This window comes from Bacillus kalamii (genome assembly GCF_047238185.1).
Classification (GTDB): Bacteria; Bacillota; Bacilli; order Bacillales; family DSM-1321; genus Bacillus_AD.
Genome location: NZ_JBDFMI010000001.1, coordinates 446029 through 472596 on the forward strand (window position 1 = coordinate 446029; position 26568 = coordinate 472596).

Annotated in this window: 20 protein-coding genes and 1 other annotated feature; of the genes, 11 read left to right on the forward strand and 9 right to left on the reverse strand. The window is 42.4% G+C overall.

Annotation, left to right across the window (positions count from 1 at the left end; translation table 11 throughout):
- The first annotated feature begins 322 nt into the window (after positions 1 to 322).
- Positions 323 to 1618 (forward strand): Nramp family divalent metal transporter, encoded by a 1296-nt coding sequence (locus ABC357_RS02340; protein ID WP_412885950.1) that lies wholly within the window; start codon positions 323 to 325, stop codon positions 1616 to 1618.
- Between the two features lie 67 nt (positions 1619 to 1685).
- Here the strand turns inward: ABC357_RS02340 and ABC357_RS02345 are convergent, their stop codons facing one another.
- The 3 genes from ABC357_RS02345 to ABC357_RS02355 all read right to left on the reverse strand — a co-directional run bounded on the left by ABC357_RS02345 (position 1686) and on the right by ABC357_RS02355 (position 4205).
- Complete coding sequence (locus tag ABC357_RS02345) at positions 1686 to 2858, reverse strand: acetoin utilization protein AcuC (protein WP_412885951.1); 1173 nt, start codon at positions 2856 to 2858, stop codon at positions 1686 to 1688.
- Entirely contained in the window at positions 2855 to 3502 is a 648-nt protein-coding gene (locus ABC357_RS02350) for an acetoin utilization AcuB family protein (RefSeq protein WP_412885952.1), read from the reverse strand. The genes ABC357_RS02345 and ABC357_RS02350 overlap by 4 nt, the downstream gene beginning before the upstream one ends.
- 70 nt (positions 3503 to 3572) lie before the next feature.
- Positions 3573 to 4205 (reverse strand): GNAT family N-acetyltransferase, encoded by a 633-nt coding sequence (locus ABC357_RS02355; RefSeq protein ID WP_412888555.1) that lies wholly within the window; start codon positions 4203 to 4205, stop codon positions 3573 to 3575.
- A gap of 298 nt (positions 4206 to 4503) precedes the next feature.
- On the opposite strand from ABC357_RS02355, the gene acsA reads away from it, so the two are divergent.
- Positions 4504 to 6222, forward strand: a complete 1719-nt coding sequence (gene acsA, locus ABC357_RS02360) for an acetate--CoA ligase (RefSeq protein ID WP_412885953.1) — start codon at positions 4504 to 4506, stop codon at positions 6220 to 6222.
- Positions 6223 to 6289: 67 nt separating this feature from the next.
- Here acsA and ABC357_RS02365 read toward each other — a convergent pair whose 3' ends face one another.
- Positions 6290 to 9241 (reverse strand): transglycosylase domain-containing protein, encoded by a 2952-nt coding sequence (locus tag ABC357_RS02365; protein WP_412885954.1) that lies wholly within the window; start codon positions 9239 to 9241, stop codon positions 6290 to 6292.
- A gap of 227 nt (positions 9242 to 9468) precedes the next feature.
- Positions 9469 to 9699: a binding site (T-box leader), on the forward strand.
- Between the two features lie 53 nt (positions 9700 to 9752).
- Here ABC357_RS02365 and tyrS point away from each other — a divergent pair.
- Both tyrS and ABC357_RS02375 read left to right on the forward strand, forming a co-directional pair.
- Complete coding sequence (tyrS, locus tag ABC357_RS02370; RefSeq protein WP_412885955.1) at positions 9753 to 11018, forward strand: tyrosine--tRNA ligase; 1266 nt, start codon at positions 9753 to 9755, stop codon at positions 11016 to 11018.
- Positions 11019 to 11201: 183 nt separating this feature from the next.
- Positions 11202 to 12155 carry an ADP-ribosylglycohydrolase family protein gene (locus tag ABC357_RS02375; RefSeq protein WP_412885956.1) on the forward strand — a complete coding sequence of 318 codons (954 nt, stop codon included), beginning with the start codon at positions 11202 to 11204 and terminating at the stop codon, positions 12153 to 12155.
- Positions 12156 to 12200: 45 nt separating this feature from the next.
- On the opposite strand, the gene rpsD is transcribed toward ABC357_RS02375, so the two are convergent.
- Complete coding sequence (gene rpsD / locus ABC357_RS02380; protein WP_412885957.1) at positions 12201 to 12806, reverse strand: 30S ribosomal protein S4; 606 nt, start codon at positions 12804 to 12806, stop codon at positions 12201 to 12203.
- Positions 12807 to 13276: 470 nt separating this feature from the next.
- Here rpsD and ABC357_RS02385 point away from each other — a divergent pair, with 470 nt between their 5' ends.
- On the forward strand, positions 13277 to 15151 hold the full coding sequence (locus ABC357_RS02385) for a diguanylate cyclase domain-containing protein (protein WP_412885958.1): 1875 nt from the start codon (positions 13277 to 13279) through the stop codon (positions 15149 to 15151).
- 23 nt (positions 15152 to 15174) lie between these two features.
- Here the strand turns inward: ABC357_RS02385 and ABC357_RS02390 are convergent, their stop codons facing one another.
- Positions 15175 to 15654: a GAF domain-containing protein gene (locus tag ABC357_RS02390; protein WP_412885959.1), complete on the reverse strand. Its 480-nt coding sequence runs from the start codon at positions 15652 to 15654 to the stop codon at positions 15175 to 15177.
- 137 nt (positions 15655 to 15791) lie between these two features.
- On the opposite strand from ABC357_RS02390, the gene refZ reads away from it, so the two are divergent.
- On the forward strand, positions 15792 to 16433 hold the full coding sequence (refZ, locus tag ABC357_RS02395) for a forespore capture DNA-binding protein RefZ (protein WP_412885960.1): 642 nt from the start codon (positions 15792 to 15794) through the stop codon (positions 16431 to 16433).
- Here the strand turns inward: refZ and hisJ are convergent.
- A complete protein-coding gene (hisJ, locus tag ABC357_RS02400) occupies positions 16430 to 17263 on the reverse strand; it encodes a histidinol-phosphatase HisJ (RefSeq protein ID WP_412885961.1) in 834 nt (277 codons plus the stop codon). The genes refZ and hisJ overlap by 4 nt on opposite strands.
- Positions 17264 to 17626: 363 nt before the next feature.
- On the opposite strand from hisJ, the gene ezrA reads away from it, so the two are divergent.
- Complete coding sequence (ezrA, locus tag ABC357_RS02405; RefSeq protein ID WP_412885962.1) at positions 17627 to 19327, forward strand: septation ring formation regulator EzrA; 1701 nt, start codon at positions 17627 to 17629, stop codon at positions 19325 to 19327.
- Positions 19328 to 19597: 270 nt separating this feature from the next.
- Here the strand turns inward: ezrA and ABC357_RS02410 are convergent, their stop codons facing one another.
- Both ABC357_RS02410 and brnQ read right to left on the reverse strand, forming a co-directional pair.
- Positions 19598 to 20311 (reverse strand): hypothetical protein, encoded by a 714-nt coding sequence (locus tag ABC357_RS02410; RefSeq protein ID WP_412885963.1) that lies wholly within the window; start codon positions 20309 to 20311, stop codon positions 19598 to 19600.
- Between the two features lie 199 nt (positions 20312 to 20510).
- Positions 20511 to 21860, reverse strand: coding sequence for a branched-chain amino acid transport system II carrier protein (gene brnQ / locus ABC357_RS02415; RefSeq protein WP_412885964.1), 1350 nt, complete (start codon positions 21858 to 21860; stop codon positions 20511 to 20513).
- 281 nt (positions 21861 to 22141) lie between these two features.
- On the opposite strand from brnQ, the gene ABC357_RS02420 reads away from it, so the two are divergent.
- The 4 genes from ABC357_RS02420 (at position 22142) to mbcS (ending at position 26538) form a co-directional block, all read left to right on the forward strand.
- Entirely contained in the window at positions 22142 to 23284 is a 1143-nt protein-coding gene (locus ABC357_RS02420; RefSeq protein ID WP_412885965.1) for a cysteine desulfurase family protein, read from the forward strand.
- Positions 23285 to 23288: 4 nt separating this feature from the next.
- Positions 23289 to 24503: a tRNA uracil 4-sulfurtransferase ThiI gene (gene thiI, locus ABC357_RS02425; RefSeq protein WP_412885966.1), complete on the forward strand. Its 1215-nt coding sequence runs from the start codon at positions 23289 to 23291 to the stop codon at positions 24501 to 24503.
- 111 nt (positions 24504 to 24614) lie between these two features.
- A complete protein-coding gene (locus ABC357_RS02430) occupies positions 24615 to 24818 on the forward strand; it encodes an alpha/beta-type small acid-soluble spore protein (protein ID WP_412885967.1) in 204 nt (67 codons plus the stop codon).
- 130 nt (positions 24819 to 24948) lie between these two features.
- Positions 24949 to 26538, forward strand: coding sequence for an acyl-CoA synthetase MbcS (gene mbcS / locus ABC357_RS02435; protein ID WP_412885968.1), 1590 nt, complete (start codon positions 24949 to 24951; stop codon positions 26536 to 26538).
- Positions 26539 to 26568 lie beyond the last annotated feature (30 nt).

Below are 26568 nucleotides of genomic sequence, written 5' to 3' on the forward strand. Positions count from 1 at the left end.
AGACAACAAGCGAACGCCGCTCCGGGATGCCCGCTTTCCGTGGGGTTGAGCCTCTATAATTGGTGCCTCTGGTTCCATCGGAGCCTGAAGAAAGTATGAGTGCAAAATAGTGTGCATCAATCTTCGTATTTTTTAGAAAAGGTGTATAAGGTAGGCATGATTTTTATATTTATGGGGAATATGAGTACGATAAGGAACAGGCATAAGCCCTTTATTTGCTTAAAGTTGCACGCGGGTATATAATTTGCACAAAGGAAACAATTTCGGTAGGAAACATACTTTACTATATAGATTTTATGCAAGGAGCAAGGGGAGATCATATATGAACGAAGATACACTTAAATCAAAGCAATCAGCTAATAAAAGGGAAAAAATAGACTATGCACGAATGACATTGGAAGGAAAGACAAAGGGATGGAAGCGGATATTGCCCTTTTTGGGGCCTGCCTTCATTGCTTCAGTCGCTTATATCGACCCCGGTAATTTTGCAACCAATATTGCTGCCGGTTCTCAATATGGATATTTATTATTGTGGGTGATCGCAGCTTCTAATTTAATGGCGGTCCTTATTCAGTCTTTGTCGGCAAAATTAGGGATAGCAACAGGAAAAAACTTGCCTGAAATAGCGAGGGAGCATTTTCCTAAGTCCGTTTCGATCGGATTATGGATTCAGGGCGAGCTGGTGATCATGGCTACAGATTTAGCTGAATTTATCGGTGCTGCCCTGGGGATGAATCTGTTATTTGGAATACCGTTATTGCCAGCAGCACTTATTACAGCTGTATTGTCATTTATGATTTTATTGATACAACAAAGAGGATTCCGTCCTTTGGAAGTGGTTATAACAGCGATGGTTCTGGTGGTAGTGCTAGCTTTCGGGATTCAGGTGTTTTATGCGCAGCCGCAACTGAGCCCGTTATTGTCTGGACTATTTGTTCCTAAGTTCCAGGGAGTGGACAGTATTTTATTGGCAGCAGGTATACTTGGGGCAACTGTAATGCCCCACGCTATCTATCTTCACTCCGCCCTTACGCAAAACCGTGTAATTGGAGCTACGGAAACGGAGCGGAAACGGATATTTCGGTTCGAGTTTATTGATATTGTCATAGCGATGGTGATAGCGGGAGCCATTAATGCGAGCATGCTGATTGTGGCAGCCGCCTTATTCTTTAAGAATGGTTTGAAAGTCGAAGACTTAGACGTCGCTTATCAACAGTTCCATCATATAATAGGTCCTACTTCAGCAATCCTATTCGGTGTCGGATTATTGATTGCGGGATTATCCAGTTCTTCGGTAGGAACGATGTCGGGCGATATTATCATGCAAGGGTTCACTAAGATGCATATCCCTCTATATGTGAGACGATTGGTAACGATGATTCCGCCGATTGTTGTCATCGCCCTGGGGATTGATCCGACGTATGCCCTTGTCATGAGCCAGGTAGCCTTATCATTCGGGATTGCTTTCGCCTTAGTACCGTTGATCGTTTTCACAAGCAATAAAAAGATTATGGGGGGATTAGTCAACCACAAAATGACTACCCTGATTGCATGGTGTATTTCTGTGGTCATCATTGCACTTAATATATTTATTCTGTACGATACTATTTTTAGATAAGTCCATGAAAAAGCAGCCGTTGTAAATGCGGCTGCTTTTTCATGGTTTCGTTAACAGAGGGATTTTCTTACGTAGCGTTGCTTTTATTGATTGCAGAACGGATAGGATACAGGCATTTGTCCACCATTTGTTGGTTCTTCTCTGTTATTTCCTGCTTTCTTGGAATAGGTTCATACATATGTATCGGATCTTCCCATGTGGTGGCAAGCGAGATGGGAGCGGTAGGCTGCCATTTATCTAGCCATTCTTGAGGGAGTTTTCCTGAAAATGTATTGTTATCGGTCATTTCCATCCAAATACGGGACCAGGCGCGAGGCACGACCCGCCATATATCATAGCCTCCGCCTCCGACGGCAATCCATTTTCCACCGCAGTATTGGTGTGCCAGCTGATGGGCGATTCTTGGGATTTGTTCATAGATGTTCATCGTAGCAGATAAATGTGTGAGAGGGTCTAAGTAGTGGGCGTCTGCTCCATTCTGTGTCAGTATGACATCCGGCTTAAAAAAATGAATAATTTCTGTAAAAGCGGCCGTGTATGCATGAAGAAAGGATTCATCCTCTGTAAATGCATCGAGCGGAATATTGAAGGAATACCCGTATCCCTTTCCTTGCCCTCGTTCATTTACGTTCCCTGTTCCCGGAAATAGGTAGCGTCCAGTTTCATGGATGGAGAGCGTACAGACCTGTTCATCGTCGTAAAAGGACCATTGGACGCCATCGCCATGGTGGGCATCAGTGTCCACATATAAAACTCTGGCGTGATAGTGCTGCTGCAAATATTTTATGGCGACAGAGCTGTCATTGTATACACAAAAGCCGGACGCTTTCCCCCGGAAGCCATGATGGAGTCCACCCCCAAGGTTAACGGCATGCTCTGCAGTACCGGTCATGACAGCATCAACAGCCGCCAGGGTCCCTCCAACCAAAAGGGCGCTTGCTTCATGCATACCGGGAAAGATAGGTGTATCTTCTGTTCCCAGGCCATAATTGGAGGCCCTCTCCTCGGAAAGAAGCCCCAAACCCGCTTGTTTGACAGCGTTTACATATTCGGGATCATGCACAAGGCAAAGCTCTTCATCCGTTGCCATCCGCGGAGGTATGATTTGATCGTCTGAAATAGCTTTGCATGACTGCAATAAATCTAGTGTCAGTTTGAGCCTAAGTTGATTGAAGGGATGGTCTTCATTGAATTTATAGTGCAACTGTTCTTCTGAATAAACAAATAACGCTTTTTTCATATGCCCATCCCCGGCAGCTCAGGCCATTGCACTTCATAATTCTGCTCTTTTAAAGAGTTGATCACAGCGAGCGGATTCATTGTCTGCACGCGTATCACTAATATTTTCGATGCTTCATCGTTCGGGGCAGGATAGACTAGAACGCTGTGGATATTTACTTTCTTGTCCTTGAAAACAGAAGCCACGTCGCTGAGGATTCCCGCTTTATTATGGACTTTCAATTGGATGTGTGAGCCGGGCTGGTTAGAGCCAGTCAGCTCAACAAATGTGTGCAAAAGGTCTGTTTCTGTTACAATGCCGATTAATCTTCCTTCAAGGAGGACTGGCATGCAGCCGATTTTATTTTCATAGAATACGGCAGCAACATCTTCGACAAAATCAAGAGGATGCCCTGTTACCACTTCTTTTTTTAGGATTGTGCTGAGGGGCTGTTGAAGATCTTCCAAAAAGTGGTCTGAGCGGAAGATGGACGGCGTGGCATCGCGAATGTCCTGGTTGGAAACAAGACCGATCAGGCGGTGTTCATCATCGATGATCGGCAAGTGGCGGATATGTTGCTTACGCATTATTTCAAATGCTTCATGGATTGTATTGCTCTCTTTCAGTGAAACGATATCACGGCTCATGATTTCTTCTAATAACATGTTTTACATCCCCCTATTCTGATGTATTTCCGTTTATAGACAGGCTGGAACAACATAACGCATTTTGGTTTCAATACATATATCGATTCATGAATCTTAATTGATCAAATTGCTGGATGGATTCCATTGGGACTCTTTTTCCAATCCTGGCCATAAGGCAATTCGCAGGGTGTGATGAGATTTCTGGATCATCCGTAGCGAAGTATTCCAGTCCGCCTGCATTCATCATCTTCTCCATGATCTTCCTGTATTCCCAAACGTTTAATCCGGTGCCCTTCAAATCCCAATGCCAGTAATATTCTGTTGTAATGATAATGAAGTCCTCCATGGCATCGTCCATCATGGAGACGCGCAGCATATTTTTTCCGATGCCGCAGCCTCTGTACTTGCTGATGACTTCAATCGCCCCCAGTTCAAGCAAGTCGTCCATTTTACCCTCTGACCACCGTTCAAGCGGATCCGGATACAGATAGGTGACATAGCCGATGATCGTATCATTTTCCCGGGCAATGATAATCCGCCCTTCAGGAAGCTTGGATATTCCATATATGGCCTTTTGCTGCTGGAGAGGAGGGCGAAAAGCGACTAATCCCTCGTGAAATTCATATTTTTGCAGGTTTTCAGGAAGAACGGGGCCTTCAATTAAAATGCTGCCTTGTGCTGTTTTTATTTCTTTGGCATTATACGTTTTCCTATGGTCCATTCTTTCACCGCCAATCATAGTTTGACTTATCCGTTCCAATCCGGCATCCATTCCATGTAAAAGAGTTATATACATTATCGCATAAAATAATGAAAGGAAAAGATAGATAAGTTATTATTATCTTATTTTTCATTTAATTGAAATATTGGTATTATATAAAAAGTAAGCGCTATCATATTATATAAAAAATGACAAAAATAGTAAAAGTAAATGATTGTTACAGAATTTAAAAAATTGTGAATACTATTCAATTACTATATAATAATGGAGAAACTTCTAAAAAAAGGGAGATGCGGGAATGAAAATAGAAAAGCTGCCAGTCATACAAAGTGATTTCAATTTAGAAAATTATGACGAAATGCAAACACATTTTCAATGGGAAGACGTTGAGAAACATTTTTCTTGGTATGAGACCGGAAAAGTGAATATGGCTTACGAAGCAATCGATCGCCATGCTTTAGGAGTTAGAAAAAATAAAATTGCTCTTTACTATCGCAACGGCGGCCGTGAAGAGAAGTATACATTTAAGGAAATGAAAGAGTTATCGAATAAAGCAGGAAATGTTTTAAAGAGTGTAGCCAATGTAGAAAAGGGAGATCGCGTATTTATCTTTATGCCGAGATCGCCGGAACTTTATTTTGCCGTTCTTGGCGCCATTAAGCTGGGAGCGATTGTCGGTCCGCTGTTCGAAGCATTCATGGAAGGAGCTGTCCGTGACCGCCTGCAGGACAGTGAAGCAAGAGTGATCGTAACGACGCCTGATTTGCTTCCACGAATTCCATTGCAGGATCTTCCAGCATTGGAGTATGTCTTTGTGGTTGGGGAAGGAGTGCAGGAAAACGGCAAAATCATAGATTATCAGGCTAATTTTAATAAAGCGGGCAAAGAGCTGGATATAGAATGGGTAGATAGGGAAGATGGCCTGTTGCTACATTATACGTCCGGCAGCACCGGCAAGCCTAAAGGCGTGCTGCATGTACATAACGCCATGATCCAGCATTATCAAAGCGCCAAGTGGGTCCTTGACCTGAAAGAATCGGACGTATATTGGTGTACCGCTGATCCGGGCTGGGTAACGGGCACTTCTTACGGAATTTTTGGCCCTTGGCTGAATGGGGCGTCAAATGTAGTAGTGGGCGGCCGTTTCAAACCGGAAGCTTGGTACCAGACAATTGAAGATTATGGCGTGACGGTTTGGTACAGCGCCCCAACCTCTTTCCGGATGCTGATGGGCGCTGGCGATGAAGTGGTGAAGAAGTTTGATTTAAGTTCGCTGCGCCACATTTTGAGTGTCGGTGAACCGTTGAATCCGGAGGTTATTCGCTGGGGCATGAAAGTATTTAATCTTCGGATCCATGATACATGGTGGATGACAGAAACAGGAGCCCAATTAATCTGCAACTACCCATGCATGGAAATAAAGCCTGGCAGTATGGGGAAACCTCTTCCAGGCATTAAAGCAGCCATTGTTGATGACCAAGGGCAGGAGCTTCCTCCAAACCGGATGGGGAATCTGGCTATCCAAAAAGGCTGGCCATCAATGATGAGCGCTATCTGGAATAATCCGCAAAAATATGAATCTTATTTCATGCCTGGCGGATGGTATGTGTCCGGCGACTCCGCCTATATGGATGAAGATGGCTATTTCTGGTTCCAGGGTCGTGTGGATGATGTCATCATGACATCCGGTGAACGGGTAGGGCCTTTTGAAGTGGAAAGTAAATTGGTGGAGCATCCGGCTGTAGCTGAAGCTGGTGTGATCGGAAAGCCGGATCCAGTCCGCGGTGAAATCATTAAAGCATTCATCGCATTGCGTGATGGATACGAAGAATCGGAAGATTTAATTGAAGAAATCCGGCAATTTGTACGCAAGGGCTTGGCCGCACATGCAGCTCCGCGTGAAATCGAATTTAAAGATAAGCTGCCAAAAACACGAAGCGGTAAAATAATGAGACGTGTCTTAAAGGCGTGGGAATTAGATTTGCCGACAGGCGATGTTTCCACGATGGAAGATTGATAATGCTATTAGTGGCAAAAAGAAAAAGGCTGACATCGTCAGCCTTTTTCTTTTTGGGCCCTGGCTATTAAGTGCCAGGAACAGTGTTGCCCGCCGGTTTTTGATTCGTTGTACCATTGGTCCCTATAGAGCTGTTGCCGGAATTGCCTGCCCCGTTTTGATCTGTTCCTTGGTCAGGTTTCTCGCTTGGCTTTGGCGTTTCCGGTTTGTCAGGTTTCTCTGGCTTTGCTGCCTGCGATGTATTCGGCTTCGGCTTGTCAGCTTGGTTGTTTTCTTGTTTTTCTTCTTCATTTCCTTCTGTTGGTGATGTGCTTTCGTTCGGCACAGTTCCAATAGTAATTGAATTAGAGGCAGGTGATTCATTTCCAGCTATGTCGACTGCTTTGACTACATATGAGCCAGGGCCACCGGAATAGCTTAATGATTGTCCGGATTTAATGGAGGCCACTTTGCTGTTATTTTTATATACCCGGTAGCCGATAATGTCACCGTCGCCATGGGCGCCCCATGAGATGCTGTTTCCATTCCCGGTGATGGATAATGCATATGGTATCCGTCCATTATCATTCATGACTCCGGCTGTTCCTCCTCCGCTGCTTATATCAGCAGGCAGATTATCAGTCGAAATATAAGGCCCTGCAATCATTTTAAGGAATGCGGTTGACAGGGTGGCTCCACTTTCGACGAAATCGCCCGGTGTTGAAGCGAGTGCGATATATCTCTTATCGCCTATGGTCACGAAGCGCCCGCTCGTCATGTCCGCTTTTTGCAGATTCATGATAAAGTTTGCGGGATAAAGATCTGCCCCAATACCTGCTTTTGTGCATACATCCTGCGGAAGATTTAAGGCAGAACAGTAGGATCTGCTGACTAAACCGCCGGGCATTTGGAATCTTTGCTTCGTGCCGATTAATTCTGGGTCAGCCTTATAAGCTGCGTTCATCAGGTCAGCCCATAAATAAAGATTCCGCTGGCTATAGGTTAGGCCATTATACATATAATTCATTGATTTAGGCTTATCGTATCCTGTCCAGACGCCGAATGTCACATTCGGGTTGGTGGCCACAAACCAAGCATCCTTAAAATCCTGTCCAGTTCCGGTCTTACCGGCAAAATCGCTTGAGAAATTCAGGCGGTTTCGCAGTGATGCTGCTGTTCCGCTCGAAATAACATCCCTCATCATATCGATTGTCAGATAGGCTGTCTGCGGAGAGAATACTCTCACAGAAGAGCCTTTATGCTGATAAATGACTTCGCCTTTTTTTGTTTCGATTTTCTCAATCATATATGCGTCAACAAAGTTGCCTTCGTTGGCAAAGGTTGTATATGCGTTGACATTTTCTTCTACCGTTACACCGTAATCCAAACTGCCTAGAGATGAAGACGGGTTTTGCAAGTCGTTGTTCGTCAGGCTTGTCATCCCCATTTTTTGCAGGTATTTGCTTGGTTGGCTTCCGATGATATCCATGTAGAATTTAACTGCCGGCACGTTTTGAGACGTTTTTAACGCCTGGCGCGCTGTCATTAAACCTTTATAATTATACGAATAGTTATTAGGCTTCCATCCTCGTACGTTGATTGGAGCATCAAGGACCAGTGAGCCCGGTGCCAATTTGCCAAGTTCAATACCAGGTGCGTAGACAAGCAATGGTTTCATTGTCGAGCCGTTGGATCTTAAGGCATTCGTGGCATGGTTTGTTTCCTCGCGCTTGAAATCCCGTCCCCCAACAAAGCTGAGGATTTTCCCTGTTTTGTTTTCAATCAGCATGGCACCCGCCTCAACGGGCTGTTGAACGACTGAGATCTTTCCTGTTTCAGGATCCTTCACTTCGGTTGGCATAGAATAGCCATAATGCGGAAAGTTCGTTTTTGCCTGATCCATATTGTCATAAATGGCTTTGTTGATGGTGGTATGGATTTTGAATCCGTTTTGGCGCATGGCTTTATCCGCCAATATGCGATATTTGCTTAATGTGTCTTTATTGCTCTTCAATTCATTTTCTGGGATACCGTCTTTGTTAGCCAAGTACTTAGAAATGATATCAATGGATCGCTGTTCGATTTCCGTTGTCAGGAACGGGTATTTTTCATAAGCGGGCGGCCTAGGAGCGATGAAATCCTTTGTTACGTCATACTCCATTGCGTTGTCATATTCTTTTTCAGTAATAAAACCGCCGCTATACATTCTGTTTAGGACAATTTTCTGTCTGTTTAATCCTGGTTCCAGATTTTCTTTCTTTTTTCCTTCATTTGTGTAAGGCGTGTAGCCGAAGGGGCTTTGCGGCAAACCTGCTATGTAGGCTGCCTGTGCTAGGTTAAGATTTTTTACGTCAATGCCGAATATCCCTTCCGCTGCGGCTTGTACACCCGCAATATTGCGGCCGGAAGAGTTTCTTCCGAATGGGGAAATATTCAAATAAGCCTCCAGAATATCATCCTTTGTAAAGAATCGTTCCAAGCGAAGTGCCAACAATATTTCTTTCGCCTTCCGGTCGAATGACACTTCATTCGTTAATATTTGTTGTTTGATCAGCTGCTGAGTGAGTGTACTGCCGCCTGATTGGACGGCGGAATTTGTCATCTCCTGGATGACAGCCCGAAAGATGGCTTTAGGGACAACACCCTCATGTTTATAAAAGTTTTCATCTTCGGTTGCGACAACTGCATCTTTTAGATATTTGGACATCTGGGATAAAGGTACCTCTTCCCGTTCTAAATCAGTCCTGAGTTTTCCGAGATATACGTTATTGGCAAAGTATAACTCTGATGTTTCTTCGTAGTTATAAATATCCTTCGAAAGCTCTGCTTTTGTCCGAACTGGTTCATGTTTAACGAGTGAGGCGAAATATCCTGCGCCTACCCCGCCTGCAAAAGCGGCACCCAATACACCTAATATGATGAACAATAATAATAAATTCCAAATCACATGGTAGGTTATGCGATAATTGCGCTTGCTTGATGGGCTTTGCAGCTTATTGAACAGTTCTTTCATTCTATTGGGCTTCCTATTTTCATTCATGTATTCAACCCCCTGAAATTCAGAGTTTATTATATCATAATCGCACTAGTAAAAAGGTAGGCATTCTTCTTTTTTTATAATAAGTTGGTCGAAAAGAAGCGCTTTATATAAAGGTTTGAGGCAATAGATTTTTCGTAATTCAGCAAAAAAAATGCCTTGCCGGGAAGATGTTGACATTTGAAAAATGATAAGATAGAATACAGTAAGATTTAAATGACAAGATGAATATTGTTGCTATGACAGGCGCCAGTAGTGTTTCTATCCATGTTTAAGAGAGTCGGTGGTTGGTGTGAACCGGTATACATAGAACGCGAATTACTGCCTTGAGCATTTGTTGGGAACACCGGTTAATTGTCCGGCCAGTAGCAGCAAACGGCCTATTATGCCGTTATCAATTCAGAGCGGAGGATTGTTAGGATCCTCAAGTTGGGTGGTACCGCGATTTATTCGTCCCTTCATTTCGATGAAGGGGCTTTTTTGTATACACAAATCATGATCAGGAGGAGTTCTAATGAGCAAGGAGCTATTGCAAGATTTACAATGGAGAGGGATCATCTACCAGCAGACGGATGAGACAGGATTAGTAGAACAATTGGAGAAGGAAAGCACTTCCTTATATTGCGGAGTTGATCCAACAGCGGATTCAATGCATATCGGACATTTGTTGCCGTTCCTGACTTTACGCCGTTTCCAGCAGCATGGACATAAGCCGATTGTCCTTGTCGGGGGAGCAACAGGAATGATCGGAGATCCGAGCGGAAAGAAGCAGGAGCGTCAGCTGCAATCAGTTGAAACTATTCAGCATAATGTAACATGCCTGAAGAAACAGATGGAACGCATCTTTGATTTTGAAGGGGAAAATGCAGCAGTCATGACGAACAACTATGACTGGATCAGTGCTCTGGATATGATTACATTCCTTCGCGATTATGGCAAGCATATCGGCATCAACTATATGCTTTCAAAAGATATCGTATCTTCCCGTTTGGATGCAGGCATTTCCTTTACTGAGTTCACTTACACAATTTTGCAGGCAATCGATTTTAATCATTTATATGAAAATTATCAATGTAAACTGCAAATTGGCGGAAGCGACCAGTGGGGCAATATTACTACTGGGTTGGAAATGATCCGTAAGATGCAAGGGGAAGGGGCTAAAGCTTACGGCTTGACGATTCCTTTAGTAACGAAGTCGGATGGCACTAAATTTGGCAAAACTGAAAGTGGCGCGGTATGGCTTGACCCTGAAAAAACAACGCCATATGAATTCTACCAATTTTGGATCAATACAGCGGACCAAGATGTAGTAAAATACTTGAAAATCTTTACGTTCCTGTCGAAGGAAGAGATTGAGGCACTCGAGGAATCTGTACAAACGGAACCTCATTTACGAAAGGCCCAAAAAGCACTTGCTGAAGAAATGACTCGCCTAGTTCATGGGCAGGAAGCACTTGATACTGCCATGAATATTACTCAGGCATTATTCAGCGGGGATGTAAAAAGTTTAAGTGCAGCTGAAATCAAGCAAGGATTCAAGGATATGCCTTCTTTCAACCCAGAGAATAAGGAAGATATCCAACTTGTCGATTTAATTGTAAACGCAAAAATTTCTCCTTCTAAACGCCAAGCCCGTGAAGATATTACAAATGGGGCGATTTCTGTAAACGGCGAAAAAGTGACGGATGTACAATATACAGTCAGCGAACAGGACCGTATGGACGGACAGTTCACTATCATACGCAGAGGGAAGAAAAAATACACATTGATCCAATATTAAGCGATTGATAATAAGAAGGCTGGTACCAAAGAGATGGTATCGGCCTTTTTTCATATCTTCATTCTATATATAATAGGAGGAAACGTGTACAATTAAACTGAATATAAAAACTGTTCAGCGTATAAGGTTGTTGTTTAATAGAACGTGTCCTTATTTAAAAATGGGAATAGAGGAGTGGCAGCTATGGATTGTACAGAGAGAGAACAAATAAGAGGTGCTTTGATCGGTTTTTTGACCGGTGACGCTTTAGGGGTGCCGGTGGAGTTTCTTAAGAGAGACAGTTACCCTGAAGTTACGGGTATGCGCGGGTATGGTACGCATAATATGCCTCCGGGTACATGGTCAGATGATGGCTCAATGACTCTCAGTATGACCGAGAGCTTAGTGGATGGATTTAATCTCACTGATATACAGCGGAAATTTTGCGATTGGCTGTACCGTTGCCATTGGACTTATAATGGCAAGGCTGTGTTTGATGTGGGGATAACAACTGCAACCGCTCTGCGGAAAGTTGAACTCGGTATAGCGGAAGGCGAAACGGGAGAAAAAGGAGAGAGAGATAATGGAAACGGATCGCTCATGCGGATTCTTCCATTAGCTTTTTATATTGCCCATGCATGCCGGAAGGAAGAAAAACGTTTTTCACTTATAGAAGAAGTCTCAGGCATAACCCATGCGCATATCCGTTCGAAGATCGCATGCAGTATCTATATTGAGATCGCTCTGCAGCTGCTTGATGGTAAAAGGTTGAGGGAAGCATACGAAGCAATGAAGCCCGTTATTGAACAGCATTATTTTAAAGAAAAGAATGAGGAGGAGAGAAAACATTTCAGCAGAATCCTTGAAGATGACCTGGCGTTGTTAGGCAGGGAAGAAATCAAGAGCAGCGGCTATGTTATAGATACTCTTGAAGCAAGCATATGGTGTTTGCTTACAACTGATACATATACAGACGCTGTATTGAAAGCCGTGAATTTGGGTGAAGATACTGATACAGTCGGAGCGGTTACTGGAGGCATTGCCGGATTATATTATGGAATAGAAGAAATTCCTGAAGCTTGGAAGCGGCAATTGGCCAGAATAGAGGATGTAGAGCAACTGTGCATCCAATTCAGTGAATCCCTGAAAAGGATATGAAGATAAAAAAATCCCCATCCGAAAAGGAAGGGGATTTTTTTGATATTACCGTGAGTACCACTCAACGATAAGAGCTTCGTTAATTTCAGCAGGCATTTCAGAACGTTCTGGTAAACGAGTGAAAGTACCTTCTAGCTTGTCAGCATCGAAAGTTACGAAATCAGGAGTGAAGTTGTTCACTTCGATTGCTTCTTTGATGATGTCAAGGTTGCGTGATTTTTCACGAACTGAGATTGTTTGGCCAGCAGTTACTTTGTATGAAGGAATATCAACGCGTTTTCCATCAACAAGGATATGTCCGTGGTTAACAAGTTGGCGAGCTTGGCGACGAGTACGTGCCATACCTAAACGGTAAACAACGTTATCAAGGCGAGACTCAAGAAGTGCCATGAAGTTTTCACCAAGGATACCAGTTTTCATCTTAGCCGCTCTATCGAAAATAGTACGGAATTGACGTTCGTTTACTCCGTACATGTGACGAAGTTTTTGTTTTTCTTGTAACTGAAGACCATATTCAGTTAGTTTTTTACGTTGGTTTGGACCATGTTGTCCAGGAGCGTAAGGGCGTTTTTCTAACTCCTTACCTGTACCAGATAATGAAATTCCAAGACGACGGGAAAGTTTCCAGCTTGGACCTGTATAACGAGCCATGAATGACTCCTCCTCTTTGTTTTTATTTTGTAAAATAAAAACAGTAGTGAAAACAATGTCGTGACCATTTTATTTTCATGCATCCTCGCCCTAGCAGCCAAGGGTTACAAGATACACCTCATTACTAGAGGAATAAAATGTGTTCACAATACGTTTGCACAAGCCGCATATTTTACACATCTGCCATTATATAATATCTTTAATGAAAAAGTCAACCAGCAGCTTGAATTATATGTAAGGAGCAGGAGACTTCCGAGTTATGCAAGTTTAGACTATAGTGGATATATAAGAAAAAAGACATAAAAAAGTCAACTTTCTAGATGGAAAAAAAGGTATAATTTAGGGAGGGTGCGACGAATTGCATCATTTAAAGGCAAATTCTCCATAACATGGATGATCTATAGAATGTTGTTTCTTTATTTATGAAAATAGATGTAAGCTGTTGCAGTATGATGATAAGGATGAGGTAAATGGAAAATGAAATGAAACAGGGGCTTACTGAACTAAGAAGCCTGTTTTTTCATTGCTTGGAACTGGGCGGTGAAAAAATCCGATTCAATCGTTCAATGCGTGAATTTTTGGTGTGTTTCAACAACTGGTTAGGAGTTAATGCCGTAGAGTATTATTCTTATTATGAATTACATGGCCAGCTTATACCAATGTTTTCCTCCAGGTCCATGGAAGGATGGACGAAAAAAACAATTATATGCGGCAGCCGGGAACAGCAGTTGCTGGGCGGATCCGATTGCTTTGTATGCGATGGCTGGGAAGGGCTTGAAGGAGTTTCATACGCTCTTCCGCTCAGATTGGATGAGAGGGTAATCGGGATGTTCGCAATATACGATCTTCCTTCATCGCGTATGCCCCTCGAGAAAGAACTGGCGCAGGCAGTATCCGCAGAATGCGCTGGATTTATTCAAATGGTTGATAAAATTTCGAAAGTGGCGATTCAGGAAGAAAGGTATAAGCAGTTGTTCAGAGTAACGGAAAAATTCCATTCATCGATGAATATCAATGATGTCCTTGGTGAAATCATCGCTACTCTGAGAGAGGTATACCCTGATTTCACCTATTACTTGCTTCTATCCCACGATAATCATCATAATGAAGATTTGCCCATCAAGGATTTGGAGTATAATAGCGAGAATATTGCAGCCATGCAGGCATATGTCAATGGCACTGTACAATTCGAAGATAGTGAAAAACACCGCAAGTCAATACTCTATGCCCCGTTAAAAGGGAAACAGGGGGTGTATGGTGTGCTGCAGGTCTTATCGCTGGAAAGGGTCATGTTCCTGAAAGGGGATATAGAGTTTATCACTCTGTTGGCCAATACAGCGGGAGGAGCTATTGAAAATGCCCAACTTTACCAGCAATCGAAGCGTTTGATTGCTGATCTCCAGCTTATCAATGAAACCTCGCACCGCTTGAATTCAAATCTTCGGTTGACTGAAATTATGAATTATATGAGGGAACAAATCAGTAAATCATTCAATGCCGAAGAAATTGGCTTTGTGTTATATGTGGATGAAGATGAATGCCAGGTGATTCCTGGAAGCACGGATTTTTTTATGAAGGAAGTAAGCGACAAATATGTCAAGTACATTAAGGAAAAGATAGAATTCGAAAAAGAATCGCTTTTCCTTGGCGATATGAGGCTGCAGGACGGCAATCCTTCTGAGTATCGGTCGATTATGGCGGTTCCAATGGTGCAAAGTGAATCGGTGAAAGGGTTTGCTGTAGTTATGCACCACGAAAACTATCATTTTACATTTGAAATGTTTAAGCTTTTTCAATCCCTTATCCATCATTCAACATTGGCCTTCACGAACTCTATATTAAGAGAAGAGTTGGAGCGTATGGTGGTTGTTGACCATGTTACGCAGCTGTATTCGCGCAATTATTTGGATGACAGAGTCTCGGAGTCTATGGCAAAAGATGCAGAGGGCGTTTTTGTCATTATGGATATCGATAGCTTCAAAACCATTAATGATACATATGGACACCAAATCGGCGATGAAATATTGATCCAAGTCAGCAATATTATTATGAACAGTATAAGATCGACGGATATCGGCGCACGTTGGGGCGGAGAAGAGCTAGTTGTATATTTGCCAGGGGTTAATCTGGAAACAGGCGCCAAAATAACGGAAAGAATCAGGCAACGGGTTGAGAGGGAAACCACACCTTCTGTAACCATTTCGTGCGGTGTTTCACATTGGCACTCTGGATGCGAAGACCAGGTCCATAGCCTCTTTAAGCGTGCGGATACAGCACTATATGTAGCGAAGGAGACAGGGAAGAATAGAGTGCTCCTGCAAGCTGAAAACAAGGAAGGCGATTGATTCGCCTTCCTTGTTTTTACTTCTTACAAATTTGCTTGTAATATCTGTGCGAACTCTTCCAAATGAGCTGCTTCTTCCTTGGAAAAACGTTCTTTTTCAGGGCTATCGATATCCAGTACAGCGAATAGCTCTCCATTTCTCATGAGAGGAATCACGATTTCCGAACGGGAAGCGGCATCGCACGCAATATGGCCTGGGAATTCATGGACATCATCCACTACTATCGTTTTTTGGTCTTGTGCGGCAGTACCGCATACTCCCCTTCCGAGAGGAATCCGAATACATGCAGGCAGTCCTTGGAACGGTCCCAAAATCAATTGTCCCTCTTCATATAGATAAAAACCGACCCAATTGATCCGGTCGAGGAAAACATTAAGCAAAGCCGATGCGTTACTTAAATTGGCCACTACATGTTCTTCATCCTCAATCAGGGAACGAAGCTGCTTGTATAATAGTTGATACTTTTCTTCAAGAGAACCTTGATACTTTTCGACGTTAAACATCATAAAACTCCTTTCTTATATCTGCTTCTACAGAAAACAGCCTTCTAATCTATCTTTCTGTCTTCACCTGTCGAAACTCATTTGCAGGAAAGGGGCTCCTGACCACGAATATTGTGGAAAACGAGGAAAGCTGGGTGATGACTGTGAAAAAAAGCCATGTGAAAAATAATACGAAAAATGAAATTATTAAGTCGGCTCTTTATCTATTTCATGCCAACGGTTTTGACGGAACATCAATCAGAGATATTGCGGCCCGAGCGAACATCAATCCCGCTAATATTGCCTACTATTTCAAAAATAAAAGCGGTCTTCTTGAATATTGCTTCATCCATTACTTGGAAGGCTATATTCAAGTTATTGAAAAGGATTTGGAACAATTGGAGTATATGCCTGCAGACCAATGCCTGTTCTCGATTGTAACCAATCTTCTAGAATTCCAAAATGAGAATATGTTGGCTGCGCGCTTTGTGACAAGGGAAATGTCACTTGATACAATGCTGAATCGAGAAGTCCTTTCCACCTATATGGCTAAAGAAAGCTATTATCTCCATTATGTGATCGAACAAGCCATACAACAAGGTAGGATGCACAGAATCCATATTCCTTCCTTTATCCTTCAATTGAAAGGGCTGTTAAGTGCGCCTGTGTCCCATTCGCAATATGCCTCGGAAGTACTGCATATGCCCGTTCAGGATACGTATTACCAGAAACAATATACGGCACAATGTCTAAACGTCCTTTCGTTATTGATGGAGCGGCAACTGGTAGAGAACGTTTAGCGAGCAGTAAGGGCAGATGGTTTTGTGATTGCAACTCCGGCTGCCAGTTTGCTGGATCCTTGGCAAAGATCCTGTGCGCTGTGCGCGTCACTTCCGAAAACGAGCGGAACGCCTATTGACATTGCATATTTAACGATCGGTTCAGGCGGATAGGTTTCTAGGCATAAAGGCTTGACTGTACCCGCTCCATTATAGTCCAAAGCCATTCCGTTTTCTTTTGCCATTTGGACGATTTGCCGTTCTTCCTCTGTAAAAGGACGGGAGGGCGGATAGGCGTGCTGGAATTTATGCGCCAATGTCATGTGCCCGATTCGTATGGGCTTGTATGTGCCGAGATCAGCGGATATGGATTTGCGTACCGTTTCAAAATAGGAGCTATAGATCCGGTCGGCCGAACCGAAACGATTTATCATCTGCCCAAAATGATCAGCACTATAGTCTATACAAAAATAGTCATTCGTTTCTTTTAAAAAATGGACGGAAAGGATACTGTCATTTAAATAAGGGCCGACTTCATCCATCAACTTCTTTATTTCCTCTTCATACCCATCAATATAATCGAATTCCATTCCGATAAGTATAGTGATCCGCTTGCTGTATTCTTTTTGCAATGCTTGCAGCTCCGTAATATAACCCTGAATTTGCTCATAGCGCATAGCGCTGTCATGTAAAGGTGTCGGGTCATTAAAACCCCGAGGCAACGGAGCATGCTCTGTGAACGTAATTTCCTCCAACCCATAGGATATCGCCTGTTCCAGGTACGCGGCGAAAGGGTCGGGAGTTCCGTGCGGGCAATAGGGGGAATGCACGTGGCTGTCTGCTTTCAGCATACGAATGCCTCCTTTTATCACTTTTCGGCTATAATTTTATAGAAAAATAAAAATAACTAATCAAAAAATATTGTATACATGGTATCATAAAAGCATTAAAAAACGTATTTTTTAATGTTTTTTCAGAGAAAAAAAGGGTTTTATGCCCATTCTTGACGAAAAATACATTACCATCTTTTTTTTACATACTTATGCAGTGGTAGATGGCACGTTTTTATGGCGAGATCAGTTGGTTTCTGCCATAAGGGCCAGTTGCCGAATAGGATGCTTGGCGCGTATGGAACATACCTGCCGGCAGGGTTTCGCTTTACATAGATGAATGAAATAAAAGACATATTCAGTTTTGATACAGGGGGCATACTAATGGCATATATTCTGGGCATTATTATTTTAGCGCTGGCCTTGTTCGCGGTCGGTTATTTTTTCAAAAAAAAACGTTATCGAGATGTTGATCAGCTTGAGGAATGGAAATTAAAGATTATGAATCGCCCTGTACTCGATGAGCTCTCAAAGGTGAAGCAGTTGAATATGACTGGCGAGACAGAAGAATTGTTCGAAAAATGGCGGAATGAGTGGGATGAAATCGTTACAGTCCAATTGCCGGACGTTGAGGAATTGCTTTTTGATGCCGAGGAATACATAGATAAATACCGTTTCAGTAAATCAAAAGAAGTGCAGCGTGAAATCTCCCGCCAGTTAAAAGAAGTGGAGGCGTCGATCCAAAAAATTATCGATGAACTGAATGACCTAGTCGGAAGCGAAGAGAAGAACCGTATCGAAATTGAAGAGCTTAAGGAAGAATACCGCGTGGCCAAAAAAAATCTTCTCGCCCACAGCCATACGTATGGGAAAGGGGCAGCGGTACTTGAAAAATCCTTAGAGGAAACTGTATCCTTGCTATCCCAGTATGAAGAGGTAACGGAACAAGGGAATTATCTCCAAGCACGTGAAATAGTGTTGAAAATCCGTTCAATAATGAAGGCATTGAGAGATAAAATGAATAGGATACCGGATTTACTGACAGAAACACATACTGTATTGCCGAATCAATTGAGTGAGTTGAAGGATGGCTATGCGGAAATGTTGGAAAAGGAATACATACTGCAATCCTTGAATTTTCCGGAACAAATGGAGACCATGGAGAAAGAATTAGCGGAGTATACTGATTTATTGGACAAAGCCGAGGTCAATGAGGCTGAAAAAGGGCTGGATGGGTTAAAAGACCACATCTCGACATTGTACGATCTTTTTGAAAATGAAGTGATATCCCGACAATATGTGCAAACGGAACAAGGGAATATTCGAGAAGGCCTATCCAATGCGACCTTTGAAAATGATAAGTTAAAATTGGATACGAATACAATCCAACAAAGCTATCATCTTTCCGAAAACGATTTGAAGCTGCAAAAGAAACTGGAAAAAGAACTGGCATCCATCATGAAACAGGCTGATTTTTTACAAGTCAAGATCAACCAGCATGATACGGCTTATTCAACTCTTGCAGAACAAATGCGTGATATTCAAGAAAAACTGGCCACAGTTGTAAAAGAGCAGCAAGCCTATGCTAAAACAATTCAGGATTTGCGCAAAGAAGAGCTGGAAGCAAGAGCGCAAATCAAGAAGCTTCAAAACGATATGAATCATGCGAAGAAATGGTTAATGAAGTGTAATGTTCCTGGGATTCCTGAAACGTACAAAACGAAATTGGCACAGGCGGTCGAAGCGCTGAAGGATGCTGCTGGAAAACTTGAAGAGACTCCGCTTGATATGGCATCAGTCAATATTTTCCTTGAAAAGGCGACGGCATCTGTTGATGGCTTTGTCCAGTACTCCCACGATATGATCGAGGAAATGCTGTTGACGGAAAAGGTCATTCAATATGCAAATCGATATAGAAGCAAGTACCCGTCGATAGGATCTGCGCTGAAGGAAGCTGAAGCCAAGTTCCGTCAGTTTGAATACGGGGAAGCCCTTGAAGAAGCGGCTGCTGCCTTGGAAAAAGTAGAGCCGGGCAGTCTGAAGGAAATAAAGGTCCAGCAATCATACTTGGATGAGCTTGATTGAAAAGGCGATAAAATGAGCAGCGCCTGTTTCGCGGATTGTGTAACAACTTCCGTGAGGCAGGCGCTGTAATAATGAAACAGCAATTTATTGAAATAGCCATGCCCTAAGAAAGCTGCTTAGGGCATGGCTATTCTTTTTTATTGTTGGTTGTTATTGAGGGTGATGTACACGATTGTATGTCTGCTGAAAATCCCGATTAGTATAGATGTTGGGATGAAGTAGCGCAAGATTTTATGCCACTTATTAAATATAGGAATGATTAAAAAAACCTTACTCTTCAGTAAGGGTAGGGAATAAATAATATTTATTGTCAATCTTGGAATACTGCTCAAACGTAATATTAAATTTACTGCAGACAGCATCTATAATTAATTTATCATCTATACGGGGATTATAATACTTTCCGTTATTAGTCATAACATTAAAAATTCGTCGAGCGTATTTATGTATGTCTGTATCGTCATGTCCATTTACCTTTTCAATATAAGTGCCGGAAAGCTGTTGTGTAATTACTCGTTTAAATTCAGTAGTAGAAAAAACGGTGTTTGAATTTATTGAAAGATAGCTTTCAGGCAATTGAATTAATTCTTTATAAGGTAGTTTACTTGTATATACATACGTATTACTATCAGCTCGTCCGTAAACAACTATATCTTTATTACTTAGGGCATTGCCATCATTATTAGGATGATTCTTTAAAATAAAACGAAGCCTCTTTGTTAAAACTTTAAATCTCATAAATTGCTCAATGGTATCAGCATTTGATATTTGACTATCCATGTCTATTTCTATATAGATCGTTTGATTATTTATAATAACCTTCGGATTACTGAAAAAATGATGTAAATTAAAATTATCCAATGTTCGAATGGTGGATCTTTCGAGAAAAAGTAATTTTTCCTTTAAATCGAATGTATACGCAGAATCAGTGGGGAGTGAAATTATTAGCAGTAAAGGCAGTAAAAAGGTGAATTTTCTTGTCATTGCTTCTCCTTCAATTATTTTCGTATAATGAAATATTTTATTAATAAATATGGGGAGAAGTACGTAATGATTGTGAATAATTTATTAAAAATTTTTATTATTTAGGAACCGAAAGGGTGAATAGGCATCGTCCCTCTTTTGTGGACAAAAAGAAGGCCGCCATCTTTTTTGTAGATGCCGGCCTTTTTGCATGTCCTGTTTAATCAAGGTCCATATCGACCATAGAGCCTTCCTTCACTTTTCCGAACAGAGCGTTGTAACCATAACCGATAAATGCGCCCACTATTGCCGGAAACACCCATGCTATCCCTTGTGAAGCCAATGGGAATGAGGCGATGATGTCGGTAATGCCTCCAAGATTCACACCTAAAGCATTCAGTCCATCAAAAAAGCTGACCATGCCAGTGGCGAGCATCGCGCCTATATAAACGGACGAGTGGCCATTAAATAGGTTGTGGCATAAACAAAGAATAATTAAAGTGATTGCCAGTGGATAGATAAAACTTAAAACCGGCAGTGATATCGAGATTAATTTTGACAGTCCGGCATTTGCGATAACCGTGCTGAATAGTGCCAGAATGCAAACTAGCGCTTTATAGGACAAAGCTGGTATTTGTTGTGCGAAAAAATGGGAGCAAGATGAAATCAATCCTACTGAAGTAGTCAAGCATGCTAAAGTGATAGCTAAAGCAAGTATGACAGAACCGAATGATCCGAACATCACTTTTGTTGACGCGGATAGGATAGCGCCCCCGTTAGAAAGCATTCCCACTTCAGCTGCACTAGTTGCCCCAATAAATGTCAAAGATAAGTAAACCAATGCCAAGCCTGCTGCCGCAATTAGCCCGGCCCGCCCTACTGCTTTTGTGATTGCTTGAGGTTTCGTGATGCCTATGCTTTTGACGGCTGAAATAATGACAATCCCGAAAACCAAGCCCCCGATCGTATCCATAGTCAGATATCCTTCAGTAAATCCATTAAAGAAAGAGTTGTCTAAGTAAGCATCGCTCGGCTCTGATATAGGTCCCAGTGGGGATAAGATACTCTTGCCTGCGAGAATGGCAAGGACGAGCAAAAGTGCCGGGGTAATGATTTTACCGATGCGGTCCACCAGCTTGGTAGGATTCATCGCTAGCCATGCAGATATACCGAAGAAGCTGATGGATAATAGGACAAGCGGTATTGGCGATGAAGCCATTGCTTCACTTAAGAAAGGCAAAACGCCCACTTCATATGTGACGGTTGCGGTTCGTGGAATTCCGAAGAACGGACCGATCGCCATATAGATCACAATTGTAAATACAATTCCGAAAATTGGGTGCACTCTGCCGGCCATCGTTTGAAGGTTCCCGACTTTGCCGACTGCAATGACGGCCAATAGAGGCAAACCGACTCCAGTTACTAAAAATCCGGCTACCGCAACCCATATATTTGTTCCAGCTTGTTGGCCAAGAAATGGCGGAAAAATAATATTTCCTGCACCAAGGAATAATGCAAACAGCATTAAGCCAATGGCGAAAATCTGTTTCGTTGTAAACTCTTTGTTCATTACTTGTTCCTCCATTCGGCTTAAAAATTACTTTTTAGCCATATGATCTTTAATGATTTATTTTTCAAACAATTTAATATATTATAATAATTTAATCTACATATTTGAACATGTAATTTCAATTACAGTTATTGATTTTACCCAGAAAATTAATATTTTGCAAAAACTTTTTTCACATTTATGCTTGGTAATTAAAGTATGTTATTTTTTTATTGAAATTGTGTTAAAATTAAGAGTTGCAAAAGCAAAAGACAAGCATACAACAATCGGGTGGTGCGAATATGATTTATTTTGATAACAGCGCGACTACGCTTCCGTATAAAGAAGCAGTCGATTCATTTACACAATCAGCAACTACATTCTTCGGAAATCCTTCCTCTTTGCACGGGTTGGGGGCATCAGCAGAGCAGCTCATGAAAATGGCCCGAAAGCAAATAGCCGGGTTGTTGAATGTCAGGGAGCAGGAAGTGTACTTCACTTCCGGAGGTACGGAAGGAAATAATATAAGTATTAAAGGGACTGCCCTAGCTTTTAAGGATAGAGGAAAGCATATTATCCTTTCTGCGGTGGAGCATGCATCAGTGAAGGAAGCGTGTGTACAGTTGAAAGAAGAAGGATTTGACATCACGGAGCTGCCGGTTAATCATGAGGGCAAGGTTAGTGTTAAAGATGTCATTGACAACCTGAGAGACGATACAATACTTGTGTCAATCATGCACGTGAATAATGAGGTTGGTTCCATTCAACCGATTGAAGAAATCGGAAAAGTGCTTCAGGAATATCCGAAGGCGATTTTTCACGTGGACCATGTTCAGGGAGCGGCTAAAGTCCCATTGGATTTTAAACAAGCACATATTGATCTATGTACATTATCCGGACATAAATTCCATGGACTTAAAGGAACCGGGATTTTATATATACGGGAGGGGATTTACCTCAGTCCGTTGTTTTCTGGGGGGAGCCAGGAAAGAAAAATGAGAAGCGGTACAGAAAATGTACCGGGAAATGTCGCGTTGGCGAAAGCTTTACGCCTATCCCTTGAAAGAATGGATAAAGGGCTTCCGGCGATGATTGCCATCCAGCAGTTTTTGAGAAATCAACTGGAAAAAATGAAGGGTGTTGCAATCAACACACCTAATGAAGGTGTTGCGCCCCATATCCTCAATTTTTCGGTCCCCGGTGTGAAATCTGAGGTATTGGTGCATGCTTTAGAAGAAAAAGAAATATATGTCTCTACAACCAGTGCATGTTCTTCAAAGAAAAAGGCAATGAGCGGGACTATATATATGATGACAGGCGATGAGAAGAAGGCAACTAGCAGTATCCGGGTTTCTTTATCTTTTGAAAATACGATGGAAGAAGCCAGAATGTTTGCTTCGTCCCTTCAATCAGTCCTTGAAAATTTACAAGAAGTGATGAGGTAACAGAATGAAATTCGATCAAATTTTAATCCGCTATGGCGAATTATCTACTAAAGGTAAAAACCGCAGAGGCTTTGTGGCAAAATTAAAAAGAAATATCAAGTATGCGCTAAAAGAGAAGATGTTCGATCCCATTGAAATTGAAGCGACAAGGGACCGGATGTACATTATGTTGAATGGAGTCGACTATAAAGTCGTAGCAGAAAAATTAGTATCCATTTTCGGCATTCAATCATTCAGCCCGGTTGTTCTTGTAGAAAAAGATATTGACTGCATCAAAAAAGCGGCATTGGATTATATTTCAGGCTTAGAGCGGCCTATTTCCACATTTAAGGTTACAACAAAAAGAGCGGACAAAACATTTCCTCTAGATACCAATGAAGTAAACCACGCTGTTGGCGGCCATGTATTATGGCATAATCAGCAATTAAAAGTGGATGTGAAGAAACCGGATTTGACGCTTGTTGTAGAAATCCGCAAAGAAGCCGCATTTTTGACAGGTGAAATTATTCAGGGTGCTGGAGGCCTGCCGTTGAATTCAAGCGGAAAGGCTATGCTTATGCTATCGGGCGGCATTGACTCGCCAGTGGCTGGTTATTTAACAATGAAAAGAGGCATTGAAGTGGAGGCTGTCCATTTCTACAGCCCGCCTTTTACAAGTGAACGCTCGAAGCAAAAAGTATTGGATTTGGCTGAGGTGCTGTCAAGGTCATGCGGCCACATGATGGTCCACGTTGTTCCGTTCACTGATATTCAGAAAAAGATACAACAGCAGATTCCGGAAAACTATTCAATGACCACCACGAGAAGGCTGATGTTGAGAATTGCCGATAAAATCGCAGAAAAGCAAGAGGCTCTTGCTATCATTACAGGAGAAAGCCTTGGGCAAGTGGCCAGCCAGACGCTGCATAGCATGAATACGATAAATGAAGTAACGACAACTCCGATAATCCGCCCGCTGATTACTGCCGATAAATTGGATATCATTAAGCAGGCTGAAGAGCTTGGTACATTTGAAATCTCCAATCGGCCGTATGAAGATTGCTGTACAGTCTTTACGCCGGCCAATCCAAAAACAATGCCACGCCGTGAAAAAGCAAATTATTACGAAGGGTTCATTGAATTTGATGACCTGATTGCCGAAGCTGTGGAAAATACCGAAATGATTTGCATTAAACCGGGCAAAGCAGCAGAGTCGAATGGAATGGATGATTTGTTATAATAGGGTTACACCTATTTAATGGAAAATAACATGTGAAGAATTACCAATGTACGAACGGAATAAAGCCATGTGTTTTTACACAATCTATTATCACAAAGGAGGTGAAAACACATGGCAAACAACAGCAGCTCAAATCAATTGCTAGTACCGGGAGTACAAGGTGCACTTGACTCAATGAAATATGAAATCGCTACAGAATTCGGCGTACAACTTGGACCGGATTCAACAGCTCGCGCTAACGGATCAGTTGGTGGAGAAATCACTAAGCGTCTTGTTCAAATGGCTGAACAACAATTAGGCGGTTACCAAAAATAATTAAATATGATGGCTACAAGAGAGCAGGCAGTGCGCCTGCTCTCTTTTTTGGCATTTTCTAAAAATATAGTGAAAAATTTAGATAATTTAGTATAATTAGCAGTAGGTCATAGTAATAGGGGGAAGTTTTATGAATCGAGAAGATTTAATAGCGCCACGCCGCTATAACTTAACGAGTGAAATGGAAAAGTATATGCATGGCCCGGAAAGAATGGCCCTTCAATGGGAAGATGAAGAAGGAAATAAGAAGGAACGTACATATACAGAATTGATTCAATCAGCGAACCGGATCGGGAATGTTTTCATAGATGCCGGTTTGAAAAAAGGCGATACGGTCCTTGTTATCATTCCGCGGTTGGTCGAGGCATATGAAGTGTATCTAGCTGCCTTAAAAGCCGGATTGGTTGTTATTCCAAGCTCTGAAATGCTAAAAGCGAAAGACCTCAAATATCGGATTAACCATGGAAGTGTGAAGGCGGTTGTCTGTTATGAACTATTTACTGAAGAGATCGATTCCTTGCAGGAAGCCGAGAACTTGCTGAAGTATTCTGTGGGAGAAGCGGATGTAGAAGGCTGGCTTTACCTGAACGGATTGATGGGCCAGGCATCGGATCAGCTAGAGGCTGAAGATACAGATCGTGATGATACTGCTTTTCTTGCGTATACATCGGGTACAACAGGCAATCCAAAAGGGGTCGTCCATACGCATGGCTGGGCATTCGCCCATTTGCATACAGCAGCGGAGAATTGGCTTGGAATCAATGAAGGCGATCTTGTGTGGGCCACAGCTGCCCCAGGATGGCAAAAATGGATTTGGAGTCCTTTTCTTTCCGTGCTTGGAATGGGGGCGACTGGCTTTGTCTATAATGGCAAATTTGAGCCGAAAACCTATTTGTCACTATTAGAGCGGAATCAGATCAACGTTTTATGCTGTACTCCCACAGAGTACCGTTTAATGGCTAAAGTGGACGGGCTTGGTGATTATGATCTAAGCCATCTCCATAGTGCAGTATCTGCAGGGGAACCATTAAACCAGGAGGTGATAGATACCTTCAGGACATGCTTCGGCATAACTGTACGGGATGGCTACGGGCAAACGGAAAATACGTTGCTGCTTGGCGTGGTTAAGGGGATGGAAGTAAAGCCTGGCTCCATGGGAAAGCCTACGCCTGGGAATACAGTTGAAATTGTCAATGATGAGGGTGGACTATGCGCGGTCGGAGAAGTGGGCGATATAGCGGTCCATATAGATACACCTGCATTGTTTAAAGAATATTTAAATGATCCTGAACGGACATCCATGCAATTCCGTGGAGATTATTATATTACCGGAGATAAGGCGAAAAAGGATGAAGACGGTTATTTTTGGTTTGAAGGAAGAGGAGACGATATAATCATATCTTCAGGTTACACAATCGGGCCGTTCGAAGTTGAGGATGCATTGGTACGCCACAAGGCGGTTAAGGAATGTGCAGTAGTAGCCAGCCCTGATGAAATAAGAGGGCATATCGTTAAAGCGTTCATCGTGCTCCGCAATGAAGAGGACAAGAATCTTCCGGGATTGATAACTGATCTTCAGGAACATGTGAAGCATCTAACGGCCCCTTATAAATATCCCCGCGCCATCGAATTTATTGATGAATTGCCGAAGACGACATCAGGCAAGATAAGACGGATTGAATTGCGGCAGCAGGAAGAAAGCAAGAATGTCCATAATTAAGAATAAATGCAGCCGGGCGTGCCGGGCGGG

Coding starts and splice junctions, on each gene's coding strand:
- ezrA (WP_412885962.1), top strand. CDS start 17,627: ATGGCATATATTCTGGGCATTATTATTTTAGCGCTGGCCTTGTTCGCG.
- ABC357_RS02375 (WP_412885956.1), top strand. CDS start 11,202: ATGGATTGTACAGAGAGAGAACAAATAAGAGGTGCTTTGATCGGTTTT.
- ABC357_RS02340 (WP_412885950.1), top strand. CDS start 323: ATGAACGAAGATACACTTAAATCAAAGCAATCAGCTAATAAAAGGGAA.
- thiI (WP_412885966.1), top strand. CDS start 23,289: ATGAAATTCGATCAAATTTTAATCCGCTATGGCGAATTATCTACTAAA.
- brnQ (WP_412885964.1), bottom strand. CDS start 21,860: ATGAACAAAGAGTTTACAACGAAACAGATTTTCGCCATTGGCTTAATG.
- refZ (WP_412885960.1), top strand. CDS start 15,792: ATGACTGTGAAAAAAAGCCATGTGAAAAATAATACGAAAAATGAAATT.
- hisJ (WP_412885961.1), bottom strand. CDS start 17,263: ATGCTGAAAGCAGACAGCCACGTGCATTCCCCCTATTGCCCGCACGGA.
- rpsD (WP_412885957.1), bottom strand. CDS start 12,806: ATGGCTCGTTATACAGGTCCAAGCTGGAAACTTTCCCGTCGTCTTGGA.
- ABC357_RS02410 (WP_412885963.1), bottom strand. CDS start 20,311: ATGACAAGAAAATTCACCTTTTTACTGCCTTTACTGCTAATAATTTCA.
- ABC357_RS02420 (WP_412885965.1), top strand. CDS start 22,142: ATGATTTATTTTGATAACAGCGCGACTACGCTTCCGTATAAAGAAGCA.
- mbcS (WP_412885968.1), top strand. CDS start 24,949: ATGAATCGAGAAGATTTAATAGCGCCACGCCGCTATAACTTAACGAGT.
- tyrS (WP_412885955.1), top strand. CDS start 9,753: ATGAGCAAGGAGCTATTGCAAGATTTACAATGGAGAGGGATCATCTAC.
- ABC357_RS02355 (WP_412888555.1), bottom strand. CDS start 4,205: ATGGACCATAGGAAAACGTATAATGCCAAAGAAATAAAAACAGCACAA.
- ABC357_RS02365 (WP_412885954.1), bottom strand. CDS start 9,241: ATGAATGAAAATAGGAAGCCCAATAGAATGAAAGAACTGTTCAATAAG.
- ABC357_RS02390 (WP_412885959.1), bottom strand. CDS start 15,654: ATGTTTAACGTCGAAAAGTATCAAGGTTCTCTTGAAGAAAAGTATCAA.
- acsA (WP_412885953.1), top strand. CDS start 4,504: ATGAAAATAGAAAAGCTGCCAGTCATACAAAGTGATTTCAATTTAGAA.
- ABC357_RS02345 (WP_412885951.1), bottom strand. CDS start 2,858: ATGAAAAAAGCGTTATTTGTTTATTCAGAAGAACAGTTGCACTATAAA.
- ABC357_RS02350 (WP_412885952.1), bottom strand. CDS start 3,502: ATGTTATTAGAAGAAATCATGAGCCGTGATATCGTTTCACTGAAAGAG.
- ABC357_RS02430 (WP_412885967.1), top strand. CDS start 24,615: ATGGCAAACAACAGCAGCTCAAATCAATTGCTAGTACCGGGAGTACAA.
- ABC357_RS02385 (WP_412885958.1), top strand. CDS start 13,277: ATGGAAAATGAAATGAAACAGGGGCTTACTGAACTAAGAAGCCTGTTT.